Origin of the sequence: Kribbella antibiotica, from assembly GCF_004349055.1 — a bacterium.
GTDB lineage: Bacteria > Actinomycetota > Actinomycetes > Propionibacteriales > Kribbellaceae > Kribbella > Kribbella antibiotica.
Map to the genome: position 1 here is coordinate 33,868 of NZ_SMKX01000053.1, position 16,416 is coordinate 50,283.

16 protein-coding genes are annotated in these 16,416 nt (G+C 66.9%); 6 read left to right on the top strand and 10 right to left on the bottom strand.

Annotation, left to right across the window (positions count from 1 at the left end):
• Positions 1-2 precede the first annotated feature (2 nt).
• The gene (locus E1263_RS19450) at positions 3-383 is read left to right on the top strand and encodes a DUF7919 family protein (RefSeq protein ID WP_132169311.1); all 381 of its coding nucleotides are present in this window, start codon (positions 3-5) and stop codon (positions 381-383) included.
• Positions 384-965: 582 nt separating this feature from the next.
• Here E1263_RS19450 and E1263_RS19455 read toward each other — a convergent pair.
• Complete coding sequence (locus E1263_RS19455; protein ID WP_165956684.1) at positions 966-1,832, bottom strand: alpha/beta fold hydrolase; 867 nt, start codon at positions 1,830-1,832, stop codon at positions 966-968.
• Between the two features lie 114 nt (positions 1,833-1,946).
• Here E1263_RS19455 and pruA point away from each other — a divergent pair, with 114 nt between their 5' ends.
• On the top strand, positions 1,947-3,575 hold the full coding sequence (pruA, locus tag E1263_RS19460) for an L-glutamate gamma-semialdehyde dehydrogenase (protein WP_132169315.1): 1,629 nt from the start codon (positions 1,947-1,949) through the stop codon (positions 3,573-3,575).
• A 99-nt stretch (positions 3,576-3,674) separates the two neighbouring features.
• Positions 3,675-4,730, top strand: a complete 1,056-nt coding sequence (locus tag E1263_RS19465) for a hypothetical protein (protein ID WP_132169317.1) — start codon at positions 3,675-3,677, stop codon at positions 4,728-4,730.
• On the opposite strand, the gene E1263_RS19470 is transcribed toward E1263_RS19465, so the two are convergent.
• Positions 4,731-5,363 carry a TetR/AcrR family transcriptional regulator gene (locus E1263_RS19470; RefSeq protein WP_132169319.1) on the bottom strand — a complete coding sequence of 211 codons (633 nt, stop codon included), beginning with the start codon at positions 5,361-5,363 and terminating at the stop codon, positions 4,731-4,733.
• Positions 5,364-5,502: 139 nt separating this feature from the next.
• Between E1263_RS19470 and E1263_RS19475 the strand changes: the two genes are divergently transcribed.
• Positions 5,503-6,357: an esterase/lipase family protein gene (locus tag E1263_RS19475; protein WP_132169321.1), complete on the top strand. Its 855-nt coding sequence runs from the start codon at positions 5,503-5,505 to the stop codon at positions 6,355-6,357.
• On the opposite strand, the gene E1263_RS19480 is transcribed toward E1263_RS19475, so the two are convergent.
• The 7 genes from E1263_RS19480 to E1263_RS19510 form a co-directional block, all read right to left on the bottom strand.
• Positions 6,354-6,533 (bottom strand): hypothetical protein, encoded by a 180-nt coding sequence (locus tag E1263_RS19480; protein ID WP_132169323.1) that lies wholly within the window; start codon positions 6,531-6,533, stop codon positions 6,354-6,356. The genes E1263_RS19475 and E1263_RS19480 overlap by 4 nt on opposite strands.
• Positions 6,534-6,602: 69 nt before the next feature.
• The gene (locus E1263_RS19485) at positions 6,603-7,091 is read right to left on the bottom strand and encodes a DUF2505 domain-containing protein (RefSeq protein WP_132169325.1); all 489 of its coding nucleotides are present in this window, start codon (positions 7,089-7,091) and stop codon (positions 6,603-6,605) included.
• A gap of 54 nt (positions 7,092-7,145) precedes the next feature.
• The gene (locus E1263_RS19490; RefSeq protein ID WP_132169327.1) at positions 7,146-10,682 is read right to left on the bottom strand and encodes a DUF8189 domain-containing protein; all 3,537 of its coding nucleotides are present in this window, start codon (positions 10,680-10,682) and stop codon (positions 7,146-7,148) included.
• 71 nt (positions 10,683-10,753) lie between these two features.
• Entirely contained in the window at positions 10,754-11,905 is a 1,152-nt protein-coding gene (locus tag E1263_RS19495) for an ROK family protein (RefSeq protein ID WP_132169329.1), read from the bottom strand.
• Between the two features lie 31 nt (positions 11,906-11,936).
• Positions 11,937-12,350, bottom strand: coding sequence for a hypothetical protein (locus E1263_RS19500; protein ID WP_132169331.1), 414 nt, complete (start codon positions 12,348-12,350; stop codon positions 11,937-11,939).
• A 13-nt stretch (positions 12,351-12,363) separates the two neighbouring features.
• Positions 12,364-13,734: a glycoside hydrolase family 76 protein gene (locus E1263_RS19505; RefSeq protein ID WP_238161332.1), complete on the bottom strand. Its 1,371-nt coding sequence runs from the start codon at positions 13,732-13,734 to the stop codon at positions 12,364-12,366.
• Positions 13,735-13,887: 153 nt separating this feature from the next.
• Positions 13,888-14,373: a hypothetical protein gene (locus E1263_RS19510; RefSeq protein WP_132169333.1), complete on the bottom strand. Its 486-nt coding sequence runs from the start codon at positions 14,371-14,373 to the stop codon at positions 13,888-13,890.
• Positions 14,374-14,454: 81 nt separating this feature from the next.
• Between E1263_RS19510 and E1263_RS19515 the strand changes: the two genes are divergently transcribed.
• Positions 14,455-15,273, top strand: coding sequence for a tryptophan 2,3-dioxygenase (locus E1263_RS19515; protein WP_132169335.1), 819 nt, complete (start codon positions 14,455-14,457; stop codon positions 15,271-15,273).
• 10 nt (positions 15,274-15,283) lie between these two features.
• Positions 15,284-15,892: a hypothetical protein gene (locus tag E1263_RS19520; protein WP_132169337.1), complete on the top strand. Its 609-nt coding sequence runs from the start codon at positions 15,284-15,286 to the stop codon at positions 15,890-15,892.
• A gap of 436 nt (positions 15,893-16,328) precedes the next feature.
• Here the strand turns inward: E1263_RS19520 and E1263_RS19525 are convergent, their stop codons facing one another.
• Positions 16,329-16,415 (bottom strand): IS3 family transposase, encoded by an 87-nt coding sequence (locus tag E1263_RS19525; RefSeq protein WP_420323368.1) that lies wholly within the window; start codon positions 16,413-16,415, stop codon positions 16,329-16,331.
• Position 16,416: the final 1 nt, after the last annotated feature.

The window sequence follows — 16,416 nt, forward strand, 5'->3', positions numbered from 1 at the left end:
AAGTGACCTACTTCGCTGACCTGTCGCGCTATACGTATGGTCCGGGCTGGCGCCGGATGCTCAATGTTGGCTGGCTTGAGCGCGGACACGACTTTGCTGTGGGGCAGGTTGAATCAGGAGTTCTGGATCGGCTCACAATCTTGGCTGAGCATCAAGAAAATGTTATGCGCGGAACGCATGACTGCCAATTCTGCACCCTTGAATCCCCTTTACATTTCCCGGCACCGGTGGCACGTGGGTTTGTCTCTTTAGGTATGGGTGAACTGCATGTGAAGGGGAGGTGGGGTGTGAAGTATGCGGCACCATCGCTGATCATTCACTATATTTCAGCGCACAGTTACCTCCCGCCGCAGGAGTTCCTGGACGCGGTTCGTGTGGATTAGCCTCGAATTCCAGTGCGCTTGATGCTGCTCCGCTGACTCCGTAGGACTGTTCGGGTCGATCCTGGCTCGTTGGAGGGGTTGCGGCGTTGACCTGAGGGCTCGTACTTGAGTTGGCTCTGACTGTAGCCAATGGGTCGTCCGTAGACCATTGGACTGAGGGGCCGCCGTGACTGGAGTGGCAGAGGTCGCCGTTGACCCGGCAGTTCGCCGGGGCGCGGGCCCCATGGCTACGGCATTCGTAGCTGCACCCATGACGCGACGGGGCAGTTGACGAAGTCACCAGTGAAGCTGGCGGCGAGGTGTCGATGACCTAGCGACGCGCACGGCAACTTCGCGTCCACCACGACCTGCCGCGGTCTCGGAGGGACGGACTGTCGGACTGAGTGCAGTGCCTATCGCCCGGTGTGAGCCGGGCAGCGAGTCCTTCAGATCTCCAGCATTGATGTGGTGTTGGGGAGCGAATTAGCCCGAGCCTGAGACGCGCTGCGGTAACGGCCGCCAGTAGCCCCCTGCGACCGTCCGCCGCGCATGCGCCGCTCGACCCTGGCAATTTCTGTCCCCATGCCAGACGTGGCCGCTCTTCTACGCTCTCTCGGCGAAGTTCAGGAGTCGGGCGTTGAGTTGGTCGGGGAACTCGCCGGAGAGGGCGTGGGTGGCTTCGGGCCAGAGTTCGGTTTCGTTGTGGGGGATGAGGGTCTGAGCTCGGCGGGCTGCTTCGAGGGGGTCGTGTACGACGCTGCGGCCGCCTAGTAGGGCCAGGACGGGGACCTGGAGGCTGCGGAGGAGGTCGTCGGTGCCGTAGTTCGGGATGGGGAGGTGCATGCGGTAGGCGCGCATGCCGGTGGTGAGGAGGCGGGCGATGGGTTGGGTCATGTCGGGGTCGCCGGAGACCCAGCCGAGGAAGCGGTCGCCGAAGGACTGGGGGAGGCCGGGGAGGAGGGAGAAGCCGCCGAGGAGGAACTTCTTGGAGAAGTGGGCCAGGACGTTGGCCGGCTCTATGAGGGTCGCGGTGGCTATGCGCGAAGGGGAGTGGAGCGCGAGGTTGAAGGTGAGCCAGCCGCCGCCGGATAGGCCGGCCACGTGGGCCTTCTCGATGCCTAGTACGTCGAAGACTTCGGTGAGCCAGGCTGCCTGGTCCGCCGATGATGCGATCGGGAGGGTCTGGATGCTGCGGCCGGGTTCGCCTAGGGAGTCGATGGCGTAGACGGTGCGTTCGGCGGCTAGGGCTGGGATGTTCGGCTCCCACATTGCGCTGGTGGCGCCGCGGCCGTGGAGCAGCACGAACGGCGTTCCCTCGGCGGAGCCGAAGCGGTAGACGCGGACTTGGCCGTAGGTGGTGGAGACGTCGCGGGTCTCGCGCTCACCGGGGATTGCGGCGATCAGCTCGTCGTACAGGGCGAGGTAGCTGGCTTGGGCTTGCGCGCTTGTGAAATGTCCTACTCCGGTCACGCAAAAGAACGTACTCCACGTCATACCTGTCAGGTTCGTGGTACTGGGTTGGACATGGCACCATGAAGACGCCAGCTGAGATCCAGTAGAGCCGACCGAGGAGCGCCGTACCCGATGGATGCCGTCACCGCAGTGCCGACCCCTGTGAACGAGCCGGTGAAGGGCTATGCGCCCGGATCGGTGGAGCGGGTGAGTCTGGAGGCGAAGCTGAAGGAGTTCAACGCCGCGGGTGCGATTGATCTGACCTGCACGATCGGTGGTGAGCAGCGGCTCGGTGGTGGGGCCTCGATCCAGGTCGTGCAGCCGCACAAGCACGCGCATGTGCTGGGCAACCTGGGCAACGCGACCGAGGCCGACGGCAAGGCTGCCGTGGACGCGGCGCTGGCGGCAGCGCCGGCGTGGCGGGCACTGAGTTTCGACGACCGGGCGGCGATCTTCCTGAAGGCGGCCGACCTGCTGGCCGGGCCGTGGCGAGACACACTGAACGCGGCCACCATGCTGGGGCAGTCGAAGACGGTGCAGCAGGCTGAGATCGACGCGGCGTGTGAGTTCATCGACTTCCTGCGCTTCAACGTCGCGTTCGCGCGCAACATCATCAACGACCAGCCGATCTCCTCGCCGGGGATCTGGAACCGGGTCGACTACCGCCCGCTCGAGGGCTTCGTTTACGCGATCACGCCGTTCAACTTCACCGCGATCGCCGGCAACCTGCCGACCGCGCCGGCGCTGATGGGCAACACGGTCGTCTGGAAGCCGTCGCCGACGCAGCAGTTCGCGGCGCACTGGACGATGCGGCTGTTCGAGGCTGCGGGTCTACCGGCTGGTGTGATCAACCTGGTCACGGGTGACGGCATCGAGGTCAGCAAGGCTGCGCTGACTCATCCGGATCTCGCCGGGATCCACTTCACCGGTTCGACCAAGACGTTCCAGTCGCTGTGGGGCACGGTTGGCACGAACATCGCGTCGTACAAGACCTACCCGCGGCTCGTTGGCGAGACCGGTGGCAAGGACTTCATCCTCGCGCACCCGTCGGCTGACCCGGCCGTGCTGAAGACCGCGATGGTTCGCGGCGCGTTCGAGTACCAGGGCCAGAAGTGCTCGGCCGCGAGCCGTTCCTACGTGCCGCGCTCGGTCTGGAACCTCATCAAGGACGACATTGTCGCCGAGACCGAGTCGCTGACTCAGGGCGATGTCTCCGACCTGTCGAACTTCATGGGCGCTGTGATCGACGACCGCGCCTTCGCCAAGCACAAGGCGGCGCTGGACCGGGCCGCGGCGACCGACGCGCTGCAGGTCGTTGCCGGTGGCACCTATGACGACTCCGAGGGCTATTTCGTCCGGCCGACGCTGATCGTGTCCGACGACCCGACCGACGAGATCTTCACGACCGAGTACTTCGGCCCGATCCTCGGCGTGCACGTGTACGACGACGCCGACTACGCCGCGGTGATGAAGGGCATGGAGAACTCCGCGCCGTACGGGCTGACCGGCGCGATCATCGCGCAGGACCGGTACGCGGTCGCCGAGGCGGCCGACTACCTGCGGTTCGCGGCGGGCAACTTCTACGTCAACGACAAGCCGACCGGCGCGGTCGTCGGCCAGCAGCCGTTCGGTGGCGCCCGCGCCTCCGGCACGAACGACAAGGCCGGCTCGATGTGGAACCTGATCCGCTGGGCCTCCCCGCGGTCGATGAAGGAGACCTTCGCGCCGCCGACGGACTACCGCTACCCGCACCAGGGCTGAGCTACGACAGATCCCCGGGAGACCCTGGAAGTGCTCAGGGATGTCCCGGGGATCTGTGCTGAAGGGGATCATTCGAGGCCGAGGGAGCGTCTACCAGATATGCATGAGACCGATCTGCACCTCGACCCCAATGAAGCCTCCGACCTGTGCCGCGTCTTCGGCCCCGACGAGCTGGCACGGCGCGGCTGGGAGCGGGCGTTCGTGACGGTGCTGGACGAGGCGAGCGCGGAGAACGCGATCGCCCTGCTCGCGCATACCGCGGGCGCGCCGCTCGACGAGGGCTGGACGGCGGTCCGCGTGCCGGCCGACGCAGGCGTGCACAACGGCAGGACTGAGGACGCCGAGGCCTGCGCCTCCCGCGACGGCTACGTGTACCTGGTCGGCTCGCAGTTCGGGAAGAAACGCGGTCCGCTGAGCGCCAAGCGGTCCTGGATCGCCCGCGTCAGCGAGGAGTCCATCGGTCGCGCCCTAGACACCGGTACGGCGGCTGAGCTCGAGGTGGTGCGCATGCGCTTCGGGCTTCATCGCGCGATCAATGACGCGCTGGCCGGCCTGGACCTGATCCCGCTCGGCCCGCTCGGACAGGCGTCGTACGTCGATGCCACGATCGCCAAGGGGGAGTTGAAGAGCTGGGGCGGGACTGTCCATGTCACCGATCACCCGGTCAACATCGAGGCGGCCGAGTTCGCCGCCGACGGTCGACTGCTGCTCGGCCTGCGCTACCCGGTCACCGCCGACGGCCACCCGATCGTGGTCGAGCTCGACAACGTCGACGAACTGTTCGCCGATGCGAACGCCGTACCGAGGTGTGGCAAGGTCTGGGTCCTGGACAACGTCGGTACGCCGGAAGCCCCGGCCGGACTGCGTGCGCTGGACACCCGCGACGGGGTCGAGTTCGACGCGATCATCGGTGACCTGGATGCGATCGGCAAGTCCGCCACCGTCCTCGACGACCACCCCGAAGGCGCCCTCGCCGACTCCGAGCACGTCCGCTTCGAGCTACCGGCCGAGTCGGGCCCGGTCGGCACCAAGACGATGCACCGCTTCGGCGACATCCGCCGGATCGAGGGCATCGCCGTCGACCACGAGGGCCACGCCCACTACGTCATCGACGAGGAAGGCCACGTAGCCCTCCGCACTCTCGTCTTCGAGTGATTATTTCGTCAGGCCGCGGCGGACGGTGATGTAGAAGGTCGTCAGGTCGTCGATTAGGGTCTCGATCTGCTTCTCGGCGGTGAGGTCGGCGTCGAGGAGCCAGTCGGAGATCAGGTCGAACATGCCGCCGACCAGACCGATCGCGACCCCGTGCCGGACGACTCGCAGCTCGTCGGTGGGCGGTCCGTCGTACGCGTCCCAGAGTTTTTCGAGGAAGCCGGCCGCCCAGCGGCGGTTGGCGCGGCGTTCGCGCTCGACGCTCTCCGAGATCCCGGACGCCATCCCGAAGGTGACCCGGGTGACGCGCGGGTCGTCGACGAGGGCGTGCACGAAGGTCGCGAGCAGCCGCGGCGCCTCCTGCTTCTCGTTGCCGGTGGCTTGCCGCGCGGCGTCCACCATCCGCTCCTCGAGCCGGTCCGAGGTCCGCCGCAGGACAGCGACGTAACACTCCTCGCGACTCGTGAACAGCTCGTAGAAGCTCTTGGTGCCGATGTAGGCCGTCGTACAGATCTGCTCGATCGACGTGCCCAGATACCCGTTGTCCGCGAACAGCTTGAGCGCTGCGTCGAGCAGCTGCTCGCGCCGCTCCGCCCGCCGCTGCTCGGCGTCCAGGCCCCGAATGGTCCGACTCATGCGCTGGACGTTACCCCCGCTCCGGGTTCGGCAACCTAGTGAACCGGTTTTGAATATGAGCTCTTGTTTATAACCCGGAGTCGTGCTCAACTCTCGGTTACCCGCCGGTTACCGAACGATACGTCACGGGGAGTACTACATGTCCAATCGCCTCCGCAGAGTCCTGACAACTCTGCTGGCGGGCGCTGTGGTGACAACCGCCCTGGTTACCACTACGCCCGCCAATGCTGCACCGGCCGCAGCCTCCTGCACGCCGTCGGCCGCCCATCCGAACCCAGTCGTACTCCTGCACGGCCTCGGTGGCAACGGCCCCGGCAACTACGCCTACCTGCAGCCGTACCTGGCAGCGAAGGGCTACTGCACCTTCACGCTCACCTACGGCCAGGCCTCGCCGGTGATCCCGGTCGGTGGCACCGTCTCGATCACCGAGTCCGCCGCCCAGATCGACGCCTTCATCCAGCAGGTCCGGCAGTCGACCGGTGCTGCGAAGGTCGACATCGTCGGCCATTCCGAAGGCGCCTTCCAGAGCCTCTACGGCCCCAAGGTCCGCGGGTACGCCGCCCACGTGGGCAAGGTGGTCGCGCTCGCGCCGCCTACCCACGGCACCACGTTCGCCGGTCTGGTGAGCGTCGGCGACTACCTCGGCCTGCGGCCGCTGGTGGATCAGGTACTGCGGGACTTCGGCTGCCCGGCGTGTGACGAGATCATCGTCGGCGGATCGGCCGTCACGAAGCTGACCGCCGGCCCGATCGCCCAGCCAGGCGTCAAGTACACCGTGATCGCGAGTCGCTTCGACGCGCTCGTCACACCGCACGAGACGTCCTTCGTCCGCGAGCCCGGCGTGACCAACAAGTTCGTCCAGGACACCTGCCCGCTGGACCTGGTCGGCCATGTCGGCCTGGCCTTCGACCCGACCGTCGCGCAGATGATCTCGAACGCGCTGGACCCGGCTCACGCCAAGCGCGTGATCTGTGGTTTCGGTCCGCCGCTCTAGGCGCTCAGCACCTGCAGCGGTGGGTCGACGAGCAGCGCGTACCCACAGGCCACGCAGATCAGTTCGGTAGTTTCGTCGTGGTGGTGATCGACGGCGTCGACACGTTCGAACGGCATCGTGCCGGCGCAGATCACGCAGTACTGGGCGATGTCGGAGGACAGGATCTTCTTCTGCATCTGGCTCACCTCACCTGTCAGCGTGCCACTGCCGGATCGGTTGATCCGGCAGCGACACGGATGAGCCTGCTACTTGGTCCACTCCTGGCCGAGCTCGTGCTCCTTGACGAGGCCCTTGCGGACGGCGTCGACGACGAACGGCTCGATCTTCTTGCCGATCAGCGGTACGGCGACCTTCACGTCGAGCGTGATGCCCTGGGTGGTCTGAGCTCCGCCCGGGGTGATGTCCGCAGTGCCCTTCAGGCTGACCGGGGTGTTGGTGATCTCCCCGGCCACGTCGGCCTTCCGCGACCCGTCGGCGGCCGCGGCGTGCCACGTCTCGGTCTGTACGACGGTCAGCGTCCCGCCGACGAACTTGCGGGCGATGTCCGGTACGTCGTCCGACGCCATCTCCCGGGTCACCTTGACGATCGTGTCGGCGCCGGACTGGCTCACCTGCACGTCGTACGACAACGCGTTGGTCTTCTCGCAGGCCTGTTCACGGAACGTCTTGTCCGTGACGACTGCGAACACTTCCTCGGGCGTGGCGTCGTACGACGCGGACAGCTTCAGTTCCATCGGGCCATCATGGCATTACCCATCGGTCACCAACTAGCTGCGGGCATGTCCGGCTCACGCATTTGGGACGTCACCGTCGTGCCAAGGACCGATCCCCGGCGCGTCCTGCCACCAGTGACCGAGGCGGCCGGAGGCAAGCCGGGCGAAGTAGTGCAGCCGCCCATCTGCGGACTGCGTGGTGGCGCCGTCCGCTGTGATGCCGTCGGCACCGATCACCGTGCCCTCCCACGGACCGTTGCCTGGGTACCGTGACCAGCCGTGGGCGATGCGGTTGTCAGTGGTGCGTGCGAAGTACACGAGCTTGCCAGAGGCATCCAGCGCGCTCACCGGATCACCAGCAAGGGTGGCAGTGAGCGGTAGGGAGTCGTAGCGCCACGGACCATTGCCAGGGGTGGATTGCCAGCCTGTAATGACACCACCCGCAGCAGTCCGGGCGTGGAACGTGAGGCGTCCGGAGATGTCCTGCGACACGGCTGGTCGCCCCTCTATGACGGCCACTGCGCCGTTTCCGCCCTGCCTGATGAGGTCGATGCTCCACTGGTCGTTGCCAGGCGCGTTCTCCCAGCCGTGCACGAGGTCACCGTTGTGACCACGCACGAAGTACGTCAGCTTGCCGGACGGATCCTGTACGGCGGCAGGGTCTCCGCTAACGACGGCTCTGTTGCCACTGGCATCCAGGACATAGGCCGCAGTCCAGGTGGTTGCTCCGGGCGCGCTCTGGCGGCCGCGGATCAGGTCCCCCTCGCTGGTGCGGGCGAAGTACGTCAGGCGACCAAGAGCATCCAGTACGGCGGCCGGCGTACCGGTCAGCGTGGCTGGTGCGGCAACCGCCGTGTGTGTCCAGGTGCCGTCCAGCCGGCTCCACCTGAGCTGGCCGCTGCTGGTGATCCCCAGCAGGTTCATCCTGGCGGCCGGGTCGACCGCACTGGCGACTGCGCCAGTCACGCCGGCCGGGAGACTCGTGACATCCCAGCTGGCGCCGTTCTCCCGGGCGTACCCGATGGTGCCGTCTGGGCGGACGGCCTGGACTGTTATGCGCTGGTCGGCGTCCTGACGTGACCAGTTCCCTGGTGTCGGCAGTCCGGTCTTGCTGCGCAGGAAGCGGACGTTGTCCAGATAGACCGTCAGCGGATTGGCTCGGCGGTCGACCCGGAGGTGGATCGAGGTGATCCGGGGCAGGTCACTGATCAGACCGGTCAGCGGTACGACGACGCGCTGCTGCTTGCGCGGTGCCAGATAGAACGGATTGCCGTTGTCGAGTTTGACCGGGTCGTGGAAGTCGCAGTACATCGCGATCAGGTCGTCGGAGTCGTTGTAGAGATCGAAGGCGACCGCCTCGAGCTGAGACCAGTCGTTGCGGCCGATCGACTGCTCCGGATGGCCTTCCTTCAACGTGTACAGGAAGACACCTGCCCACGCCGGGTCGGCGACGTTCGCATTGAAGACCAGCTTGGCGCTGTTACCGCCCGTTGTCGGATGCTGTTTGCTGAACGTCGCACTGGCCTCCTGGGTGACCAGGCGGGCGACATCCGCCGGAGACTCGAAGGAGTTGATGACGATCTCGTGCGGAGTGGCGACAGCGGCGACCTTCACGGTGCGCGAGAAGTTGCTGCCAGCAACGGAAAGCGTGATTTGGTGCTCGCCGGCCGGCAAGTCGAGAATCACCCGATGCGTCGCCGACGGACCTTGGGCGGAGACCGCCGTGCTGGTGGTTCCGTTGATCTGGACGGCGGCGTCCTTCAGCGTGATGAGCTCGACCACGACGTGTCCGGCGGTCGGCTTGTCAATGCGGACCAGAGCAGGCGTCGTACCGAACAGCTGTGCGACCTCGGCGCCGACCTGCGCGCGAACCTTGTGGAACAAGGCCGGATCATCCCGGTACGGCGCCAGCCAGTCATGCAGGACGTCGTGGTGGGAACCCAGCCCACGCTCGGGTTTCGGCACACCCCAGGCTGTCGCGAGGGCGGCCGCCTTCCGGTCGTAAAAGGCGAGGTACTCGAGGTCCTCGAACCCTTCACGCATCCACTCGAGCCGCACGGTCCCGACCGGTCCGTCGATGCCGACGGCGTTACCGGGGTACATCAGGAAGCCGTCGCCCGGTGCGGTCTCCAGTCCGTACGCATCGCTCCAGCGGTCGCCAACCTGGTAGCCGTCACCGGTCCACTTGCCGAAGACCGTGCTCGACCAGTGCAGATAACCTTCAACGCCCAGATCGTGCTGGATCCACGGCAGCAGCCGGTGGCCGACAGCGCTGTCGGCGATGAAGGTGCCCGGCAGCGGGTAGTGGTGACCGACTGCGTTGTACCACCAGACCAGATCGCCGCGTTCCTTGAGCCGGGCAACGATTCCCGGCAGCTCCGGCTTCGGCACGGTGATCACGAAACACCAGGCGTGGACGAAGTCGAGCAGCTTCTGCTCGGGCAGATGCTCCAGTGTCAGCACGTGCGGGACCTCGGGTGCGATCGCCTTCACCTGTGCGAAGAGCTTGCGCACGTTCTCGTAGGCCTGATCGTTCATCGGTTCGTCCGCGTAGTAGAAGTACCCGCGATCGATGAGGCCCTTGGAGCGCAGGCCCGCGACCACCTGGCGGAGCTTGTTCTCGTCGATGGTGAAGCCGCCGGCGGGGGTGTCCGCGGTGACGTAGAGCGGGATGCGGTAGCGGATCACGCGCGGGTCGTTGAGGTACTGGTCGGCGCCGGCCAGGAATGCGGCCGGCTCGGGGTCCTGACCCGGACCCGGTGTCAGCAGACCGTCGGTCGTGTTCGGGTGCTGGAGTTTCGGCTTCATCGGGACCGGGATGTCGTTGGACAGCATCCGGTTCTTCAGCTGGAAGTCGTAGTACTTCTTCAGCAACGGCTCGTGGCGCGGGTCGCCGAACGGTACGCCGTGCGCGCGGGCGACCTGCTGGTACCAGATGGACACGGCGGTCGCTGTACTCCACTGGTCGGGCAGTTCGAAGTTCCAGACCTCAAGATCGATCGGTACGACGACCGGCGCCGTACCGCCGGTGATGGTGAGCGAGCCGGTGTAGTGCCCGGCGGGGGCGCCCTTGTGGATGTTCACGGTGAACCAGATGCCCAGGTTGGCGTTGGTACTCGCGGTGATGCGTCGAGTCGGAGTCAGCGGGACGAGCGCGTCGGGGTAGACGCCAGGGCCCCAGCCGCCAGCGTTCGGCGTGGCCCGGTCGACGGCGATGTAGCGCTGCTCGAAGACCTCGATCCCGGTCAGCTTGGCGCCGCCCGGTCCGGTCAGCTCGCTTGCGGTGACGCCGATGTCGGTGCTGCCGGTCGTGGTCCGCACGATCACCTGGCCGGACTCGTATTCGTTCCGCGCCGCGTGCAGGCGGATGGTGTCCGTCGATGGGCCGAAGGCGCGATCGCGCTTGATCTTGTCGGCGGGCGAGGGCAGCCAGACCGTCAGCGGCGCGGCGGTGGTGCCTAGCCTGGTAGCGCCTGCGGTCTGTGCGGAGAGCGGGACTCCGGCGACGACCGCACCGGCTCCCATCCAGCCGAGCAGTTGCCGGCGACCAAGGAGGTGCCTGGGAGGAGTTGACCAGGCAGGAGTTGAGCGACGCGGGGCGGTGTCGGACATCGGAGCTCCTTATTTATGACGGACTCCATAGATATAGAGCGCGTCATGCTCCCTGGCAACCACCCTTCGACTCAGGTCGAAATCATCGGTCGGGCATGGACCGGAAGCGGACCCGGCCCGGAACCGATCAGTGCGTCATCGACCATCTCGGTGGCTGCACAAAGAGCACCCAGTACGGCGCAGTCCGCGCCGAGCGTCGATGCCTCGAGCCGCGGCATCCGCAGGCAGAGCAGCTCGAGTTCCGAGGCAAGGAGCGGCAGGATCAGATCGCCGTACGACGCTAGCGAGCCGCCGAGCACGAGCACTTCGGGATCGAGGATCGAGACCACGGCACCCGCGGTGTTGGCGAGCATCCGGACATAACGCCGTACGGCGGCGATCGCGGCGGGGGAGCCCTCGACGGCGGCGTTGAGCGTGTCGGCGACCGGGTCGGAGGTCGGGCCGGTGGTCGGCGCGACCCCACTCTGCTGCAGGTACTCCATCGCCCCTTCCCACTTGAGCGCAGGAAACCGGCTCAGGTCACCCGCCACCCCACCGAACCCGGCATGCGGCCGCCCACCGACCACCAATCCAAGCCCCGTCCGCCGTCCCGCCTGGAGCAGTACCAGGCTCTCCGGTCGCCCGGGTCCGAGTTTCTGTTCGGCGAGGGCGGCCAGGCGGCTGTCGTTGCCGACATCGACCAGACAGCCGGGGAGGAGTTTGGCGAGGTGAGCGGACAGGTTCACACCTGTCCAGTCCGAGATCGCGGCCGAAAGCAGGACGCGCCCGTCGCCCACACGACCGGTGCTTCCGATGACGGCTCCCCAGACCTCATCGCGGTCGCGCCCGACCTCCCGCAGGCATTCGTCGATCGCGGAATCCAAGATCCGCAACCGGCGGCGGGCGTCGAGCTCGGGGGTCGTGAAGCGGCGGGTCTGCGCCAGCGGCCGCCCGCTCAGATCCGAGACCGCGACCCGGAGGTTGAACGCCCCGATATCCGCGCCGACCAGCACCCCCGCCTCAGCCCGGTACTCGTACCGCGCGGCCGGTCGCCCACGCCCCCGGACCACCGGCGCTGCCTCACTCAGCCAACCGCTCGCGACCAGATCGCGCGTCACCTCACCGACCGACGCCCGGGCGAGCCCGGTCTCCCGCACCACTTCGGTCAGCGTGTCCGTCCCGGCCCGGACCGCGGTCAGGATCGCCAACTCGTTGATCCGCCGCAGCCCACCGAGATCGCTCATGCCGCCGAATTATGCCGGAGACCGACCCAAATCACTCCGAGTTCATCCAAAACCACGTATTCGCCTTAGCCGGAACCCCAGCCGTCTGGAACCCGGTCAACACGCGAGCCTGGTTCTCCTTCAAAGCCAACCCGTCTCCCAACACGCCCTGATCGACCAGCGTCGCCAGCGCGCCGGCCAGCCGCTCTCGCGCTGGCCCCGCAATCCCTGGCGAGTACGCATCGGCCAGGATGTCCAGTACGGCGTACGGCGCCTGCACGCTGTAGCCGTACTCGCGTCCTGGGTCGTCACCGAGCGGCCCGTAGTCGTAGAACTCGGTGAAGACGATGCCCTCGGCCCCGCGATCCGGATCGATCAGCAGAGTCAGTGTGAAGACGCAATCCGACTCCCGGTGGACACGCAGCAGCGTCGCGCGCCACTGCGAGCCGCCCTGCTCGATCTCCACCGGGCGAATGCTGTCAGACCGGAGCATTGAGCAGGTCCAACGCGGACTGCTGACGAGCCCCATCCAGCTTGTCGACCGGCCCGTACCAGCGCAGTCCGTACTGATCCATCGCTGTCCGGTCCGCGGCGTACGCGCGATCTTGCTGGCGCTTGAGATACGCCGAGTACGGGTGGTCGGACAGTGCGGTGTTCAGCTTGGTCAGTGCGCGCGCGTAGATGCCCTTGAACGACGGACCATCGCCACCACAGTCGCCGCCCTCGCAGGGCTCACGCAGGATGCCGTCCGCGGTGTGGAGGCCGCTAGCGGTCGTTGACGCATTCGCGAGCTGCCGAGCAGTGGTCAGGTACGCCGAGTTGTTCGTTGCCTTCGACAACTCGACCAGCGCCGCGATCGGCACACCCTGGTTGTAGGTCCAGGTGGTATCGCCGTTGTTCTTGCACGTGGACAGGCTGATGCCGTCGTTGACCAGGTTCGAGCTGTTGATCATCCCGGTCTGCTGGAACCACGTCCACCCACTCTGCGCCCGCTGCAGGTACGTCGTGTCACCCGAGATCCGGTTGTGCAGCGCGGCGCTGAGCTGGATGTAGAGCGCGTTGGTGATCGCGTTCTTGTAGGTCTTCGCCTGACTCCACCAGACCCCACCGCCACAGACGTTGTCCCAGTACGCCGCCATGTGGTCGGCGTCGGCCCGAGCCGTCTGCAGATAGCGTGCTTCCCCGGTCAGGTCGTACGCCGCGATCCAGGCCAGCCCCCACCACCCGGTGTCGTCGATGTAGTCGTTGCGGAACTGACCCTGCTGCGCATTGAGGTTCTTGTCGTACGTGGTGCCGATCGCATACCGGTAGCTGTTCATCCCGCTGACCCGGATGTTGTCGATCAGCGCGTTGAGGGCGTTTGCGTTGTTCCACCAGCCGGTGGTGCTGAACAGGCCGGTGGACCGGTTGTAGTCCTGCATCAACGCCGTCGCGGCCGCGGTACGGCGGTCCCACGCGTTCCACGTCGTACGGGCCCAGGGGGAGCAGGTGATGTCGGCGCGGTCGCCGGCCTTGCCGCAGACTCGCAGTGCGCCGACGCCCTGGTTCGCCCAGTCGTCGACGTTGAACATCTGCGTGCGCCAACCGGTCTGTCCGCTCGGCACCGAGGTGGCGCCGAGCTTGCTGCCACCGCTCCACGTGCGGCCGCCGTCCATCGAGCGGTCCAGCCAGACCTCGTCACCCGGGCTGCCGTTCTCGACCGACCCCCAGCCCATCGCGTCGGCGTCGTCGAAGTAGAGCCGGAAGGTGCGGCCGAACAAACTCGACGACACCGATGCCCGGGCCGCTGGTGCCAGCGCCGGGTCGCGGGCGTCGCAGTACTTGTTGCAGATCGTCGCTTGCGGAGCCATGGGGACCTCCGGTGTCGCGGGCGCTGGTAGTGGTGCACCAAGTGGGGCGATGAGCAGACTCAGGCTGGAAACGATTCCAACGATCATCACGAAACTCCCTGGGGCGGTAGGGGGTAGGCGGTGAACCGAAAGTAAGTGGCAGCTAACGCGGCGTCAAGACATCAGCAGCAACGCGGCGAGCACCCCAGCGGCGAAGACCGCGGTGGCGGCGAGGGAGACCTGGCGTCCGCGCTGACAGCGGCGGACGATCGCGGTGTGGTCGAGGTCGATCGCACAAGGGTCGAAATCGGCGGGATCGGCGGGCGCGAAGACGCTGCCCAGCCGGTCCAGGAACGACCGCTCGGCCGCCTGCCGGGCAGCCTCCTGCACGACGCGGCGCCGCAGGTATCCACGCGGATCCCGAATCGGCAGCGACAACCCTGCCGGTACGGCGCTCTGCACCACGCGATGCGCGGTTGCGATCCGCTGGGAGCGCCGGAGTGACGGCGGCAGGATCAGATAGGCCAGCCGGGTGAGCGCACGGTAGTCATCCAGCAACAGGGCCTCGACCAGCTGCCCATCCCGCGCCGGATCTTGAACAGTCCGTGTCGGACCTTGGACAGGTCCCGGGACCAGCGGGGTTTCGATCGTGGCGGTCATGCGACTCCTCGTTTCGGCGTACCCCAGGTCCAACGAGCCAATGCCTGACCGGTCACGGAGTGCCTGAGATAGCCTCCAGCCATGGCTGACGAGGTTGTTGCAGGGCGTTGGGGCGGGACCGATGTCGACTTCGGTGAGGAAGGTGGCCGGCTGACCTACGGCAGCTACTTACGGTTGCCGCAACTGCTCGACCAGCAGCGGCTCGAGTCGGATCCGCCGGCGCACGACGAGTTGCTGTTCATCACCATCCACCAGGTCTACGAGCTCTGGTTCAAGCAGGTCCTGCACGAGCTGACCGCCTCCCGCAACGCGATGCTGAACAACGAGCTCTGGCTCGCCCAGCACCTGCTGCGCCGCGTCCACACGATCGAGCGCACCCTCACCCAGCAGGTCGACATCCTCGAGACGATGACCCCGCAGGACTTCGGCGAATTCCGGCACCGGTTGTCGCCGGCGAGTGGATTCCAGTCGGTGCAGTTCCGCGAGATCGAGTTCCTGTCCGCGGCCAAGGACCCCTCCTTCGTACGGCGCTTCCGCGGGCTGACCGACGCCGAAACCGCCCGCCTGGAGTTGCGGCTCGACGAACCAAGCCTCTGGGACGCCTTCCTCGCCGTACTGGGCCATGCCGGTTTCGCGACCGACACCGAGGACTCGATCGGCGACGCCCTCCGCAAGGCCGCCGGCGACCGCGCCCACTACGGCGCGGTCTGGGAGCTGGCGGAAGCGCTCCTTCAGCACGACGAGTTGGCCGCCGCCTGGCGCGCGCGCCACGTCGTCATGGTCGAGCGGATGATCGGCACCAAACCCGGTACGGGCGGCTCGTCCGGAGCGACGTACCTGCGCAGCCGTCTCGATCTTCGTTACTACCCGTTGCTGTGGGATCTCCGCTCCAGCCTCTAACGTCCTTCGGGTGAAGCTCTATTCGCAGGTTGGCAGTCAGCGGTTCTGGCAGATCTTCGGCGACCTCCTCCTGGTCGCCTGGGTCTACGTCTGTGTGAAGGTCGGCCTGCTGGTCTTCCGCATCACCAACGCCCTCGGCACCCCTGGCCGCAAAACCGCCGAAGCCGGCGACGGCCTCGCCGCGGACCTCCGCCGCTTCTCCGTCCCCATCGGCAAGGTCCCCGCCGTCGGCGACGAACTCCGCTCACCCATCGACGGCGCCGCCGCAGCCGCCGCGCGCCTGGCCCAGGCCGGTCGCGACCAGGCCCACGCCGTCGAACAACTCGCCTACGTCCTGGCCGCCGTCACCATCGCCCTCCCCATCCTCTTCGCCCTGCTCATCTGGCTCCCGCGCCGCCTCCGCTTCATCCGCCGAGCCACCGCCGCCCAACGCTTCATCAACAACGCCGCCGACCTCGACCTCTTCGCCCTCCGAGCCATGGCTAACCAGCCCATGCACAAACTCGCCCGGATTTCCGACGACCCAGTCACCGCCTGGCGCGAGGGGGACTCGGCGATCATCCGCCAGCTCGCGGCCCTAGAACTCCGCACTACCGGCCTAAAACCCCCACCTGCCTGACCGCCCCCACCCCTCCCGCATCTGCTGGGTCCACCCGTGAGCTTGCGGGTTCTGCACCCGCATGACGGTCCAGAACCCGCCATCTGCTGGGTGAACCCACCGCGTGGTCCCACCTCCCCAGCTCAGGGGCCAACCCCCGAGCTGGTGGGTTGCACCGCCGGATTCTCGGGGGCCAACCACCCATCTGCGGGGTTGACCCCTGAGACGTCGGGCCGGCCAGCCTGTACGGCGCGTACGGCGCGTACGGCGCGTACGGCGCGTACGGCGCGTACGGCGCGTGCGGGGCGGGCGTCGTACGGGTGTGCGGTGTTGGTGGTTCGCGGTTGCTGCGGTCTCGGGGGTTGGCCCCTGAGGTGGTGGGTTGCACGGTCGGATTCTGAGGGGGCAACCCACCGGCTGAACTGGTCCCCGATTGTTGGACTGGCTGGTTAGAAGCCTAGGCCGCGAGGGCTTGGGCCCGGTATTGCACCGGGCTCAGGCCCTCGAGTCTTGTTGAGATGCGGTCGTTGTTGTACCAGCGGATG

Excerpts from the sequence above, each read along its gene's own strand:
- pruA (WP_132169315.1), top strand. The coding sequence starts at position 1,947 with ATGGATGCCGTCACCGCAGTGCCGACCCCTGTGAACGAGCCGGTGAAG.
- E1263_RS19465 (WP_132169317.1), top strand. The coding sequence starts at position 3,675 with ATGCATGAGACCGATCTGCACCTCGACCCCAATGAAGCCTCCGACCTG.
- E1263_RS19470 (WP_132169319.1), bottom strand. The coding sequence starts at position 5,363 with ATGAGTCGGACCATTCGGGGCCTGGACGCCGAGCAGCGGCGGGCGGAG.
- E1263_RS19475 (WP_132169321.1), top strand. The coding sequence starts at position 5,503 with ATGTCCAATCGCCTCCGCAGAGTCCTGACAACTCTGCTGGCGGGCGCT.
- E1263_RS19480 (WP_132169323.1), bottom strand. The coding sequence starts at position 6,533 with ATGCAGAAGAAGATCCTGTCCTCCGACATCGCCCAGTACTGCGTGATC.
- E1263_RS19485 (WP_132169325.1), bottom strand. The coding sequence starts at position 7,091 with ATGGAACTGAAGCTGTCCGCGTCGTACGACGCCACGCCCGAGGAAGTG.
- E1263_RS19490 (WP_132169327.1), bottom strand. The coding sequence starts at position 10,682 with ATGTCCGACACCGCCCCGCGTCGCTCAACTCCTGCCTGGTCAACTCCT.
- E1263_RS19495 (WP_132169329.1), bottom strand. The coding sequence starts at position 11,905 with ATGAGCGATCTCGGTGGGCTGCGGCGGATCAACGAGTTGGCGATCCTG.
- E1263_RS19505 (WP_238161332.1), bottom strand. The coding sequence starts at position 13,734 with ATGGCTCCGCAAGCGACGATCTGCAACAAGTACTGCGACGCCCGCGAC.
- E1263_RS19510 (WP_132169333.1), bottom strand. The coding sequence starts at position 14,373 with ATGACCGCCACGATCGAAACCCCGCTGGTCCCGGGACCTGTCCAAGGT.
- E1263_RS19515 (WP_132169335.1), top strand. The coding sequence starts at position 14,455 with ATGGCTGACGAGGTTGTTGCAGGGCGTTGGGGCGGGACCGATGTCGAC.